3 protein-coding genes are annotated in these 2593 nt (G+C 72.0%); all 3 read right to left on the bottom strand.

Going from position 1 to position 2593, the window contains the following annotated elements:
- Positions 1-1105, bottom strand: a 1105-nt coding sequence (locus G6023_RS01075) for an MMPL family transporter (RefSeq protein ID WP_182633862.1), incomplete at its 3' end; no start/stop codon positions are given.
- Between the two features lie 14 nt (positions 1106-1119).
- On the bottom strand, positions 1120-1929 hold the full coding sequence (locus G6023_RS01070; RefSeq protein ID WP_069389914.1) for an alpha/beta fold hydrolase: 810 nt from the start codon (positions 1927-1929) through the stop codon (positions 1120-1122).
- A 122-nt stretch (positions 1930-2051) separates the two neighbouring features.
- Positions 2052-2593, bottom strand: a 542-nt coding sequence (locus G6023_RS01065) for a phosphoglycerate mutase (protein ID WP_182633861.1), incomplete at its 5' end; no start/stop codon positions are given.

Below are 2593 nucleotides of genomic sequence, written 5' to 3'. Positions count from 1 at the left end.
CGTGCGTGCCGGCGGGCCCCTCGACCGGGCGCGGGATGAACGGCCAGAACAGGCCGCGGCCACACACGGCCAGGGCGGCGGGCAGCGCGACGAGCGCGTAGACCAGGGCGACCAGCAGGCCCACGGCCGCGGAGGCGCCGAGCGATCGGTAGTTGGGAAGGGCCGCCAGGAGCAGGGTGAGCAGGGCGAGCACGACCGTGACGTTGCTGGCGACGATGGCCGGGACCGCGCCCCGGTACGCGTCGCGGAGGGCGGTTCGACGATCCGAGGTCTTGCGGAGTTCCTCGCGGTAGCGGGACACCAGGAGCAGAGCGTAGTTGGTTCCGGCACCGAAGACGAGGACGGAGACGATGCCGGAGGTGGACCCGTCGACGGTGATGTCGAGTGCCTCGCCGACCTCGGCGACCAGCAACGCTGCGACGCGGTCAGCGACACCGATGATGATCAGCGGGACGAGCCAGAGCACCGGAGAGCGGTAGGTGACGATGAGCAGTACCGCGACGACCAGGGCCGTGGCCGCCAGGAGTCGGAAGTCGGCGCCCTCGAACGCGGCAGCGGTGTCAGCGGCGAACCCCGGGCCGCCGGTGAGCTGGGCGCTGATGCCCTCGTCGAGACCGTCGGCGACGGCGTCCCTCATCTCCGACACCAGGTCGCTGGCCGCGCCCCCGGAGAGGAACTGGGCGTCGACCGGCACCAGCATGAGGGCGGCGGCGCCGTCCTCGGACGGGATGGGGCCCTCTGCGGGAGCACCGACGACCTCGGCCATGCGCTCGCCGGCACCGACGGCCGCGGCGATGCCCTCGGGCCCCAGCTCGCCGCCGTCCTCGCGGGTCACGACGAGGACCGCCGGAACGGACTCGGACCCCGGGAACTCGCGCTGGATCTCGGAGACGAGTGCGGCCTCGGAGTCGTCCGGGAGCGTCTGTGGCCCCTGCGACGAGCCCTCCGATGAGGCGAAGGCGAACACCGCGCCGCTCACGAGGAGCACGACCACGAGCATCAACCACGCGGAGAGCTTGCCCGTGACGACGCCCACCCACCCGTCGGCCGCCCCCGGCCGCCCCGTCGACCCTGACTCGTCTCTAGCCGAGCGCTCAGCTCTCATCGGCTCCCTTGGCTTCACACGTCGTATTCGGAGAGGAACGCCTCGAGGATGGTGGTGACCTCGTCCGGGCGTTCCATGCTGGGTGAGTGCCCCGCGCCGGGGATCTCGCGATAGCGCGAGCCCGCGATCAGCTCGGTGATGCGTCGGGATTTGTCGGGGGGCGTGGCCGCGTCCTCGGACCCCACCACGACCAGGGTCGGGGCGATGATGCGGATGGCCTCGTCCTCGCACGGGTCACGGTCGGCGACGGAGTCGATGGCCTTGACCAGCCCCACGCGATCGGTGCGCTCGAGCTGGGTCATCCACTCCTGCACCCAGGGGGCGTCGAGGTTGCCCTCGGCCAGCATGATCGGCGCCACCCGCGCACGCAGGGGCTTCATGCCGGCCACGCGGTACACCTTGGACAGCGTCTTGTACTTGCTGCGGTTGGCCGGCTCCTCCGCGGTGGCGGCGGTGTCCATGAGCGTCAGGGTGTGCACGATCTCCGGGTTGCGGGCGGCCAGGCGCATCCCCACGAACCCGCCCATGGACAGGCCCACGAAGTTCACCACCGGGATCTGCAGGTGCCGCAGGAGTTCGGACACGTCCACCGTCAGGGTGTCCATGTCGTAGCCACCCATGGCCCGCGGGGAGTTGCCCTGCCCGCGGAAGTCGATCGTCACGCACCGGTACTTGTCGCGCAGACGGGCGATCTGGTGCTGGAACATCCAGCCCGAGAACAGCAAGCCGTGGGCGAAGAACACCACCGGGGCGTCCTGGCGTCCCGCGGGGGCGCCGGTGTCCGTGTAGGCGATCGTCGTGTGACCGCGCTGGAAGGTGGGCATCGTGGCGTTCTCCTGACGTGCTCTCGTGGCCGCCTGGAACGGCCTCTACGGTCGTACGATACGACGCCCGCCCGGGCGCGAGGCGGCCTCGAGCCGATCCGACGTGCGGTCGGCCGACATCGTCACCTCAGGGTGACCAGTCGGCGCGGGTCGTCGGGCCCGGCCGCCCGCTCGAGGTGCTGGTGTTCGTTGACCGCGATACACGTCATCCCACCGCGACCCACCACGACCCGGGCGGTCCCGGTGTTCACCGTCACGCGCTGCAACCGGGTCCACAGCCCCACGACGCCCTCGGGGTCGGCGAGGAGGCCGGCGACCGCCAGGGAGATCGTGCCGGCGGAGGAGACGACGACGGTCGTCCGGCCGGTCCCGGACCTCGCGGCGGCGTCCGCCAGGGCGTCGTCGGCGTCGCGTCGGTACTCGGCGAACGCCTCGAGTCCCGCCCAGTGTCCGAGGGCGGCGTCGAGTTGACGCTGGAACGCCTGTTTGGCCTCGTCGGAGGCACCGGCGGAGTCGAGGGTCCCGTGCTCCGTGGTCAGGCCGGCCACGCGGGCGGCCTCCAGCACCGCGTCGGCGTCGTACTCGGCCCAGCGCTCGTCGACCTCCACCGCGACGTCCTCGGCGGCGTCCCGGTCGTCGTGGGCGCGTAGCCCGGCGAGCAGGC

Origin of the sequence: Dietzia sp. DQ11-71, from assembly GCF_014144995.1 — a bacterium.
GTDB classification, from domain to species: Bacteria; Actinomycetota; Actinomycetes; order Mycobacteriales; family Mycobacteriaceae; genus Dietzia; species Dietzia kunjamensis.
The sequence above is the reverse complement of the archived record's forward strand: the minus strand, read 5'-3'. Positions and strand labels throughout refer to the sequence as shown.

Excerpts from the sequence above, each read along its gene's own strand:
- G6023_RS01070 (WP_069389914.1), bottom strand. The coding sequence starts at position 1,929 with ATGCCCACCTTCCAGCGCGGTCACACGACGATCGCCTACACGGACACC.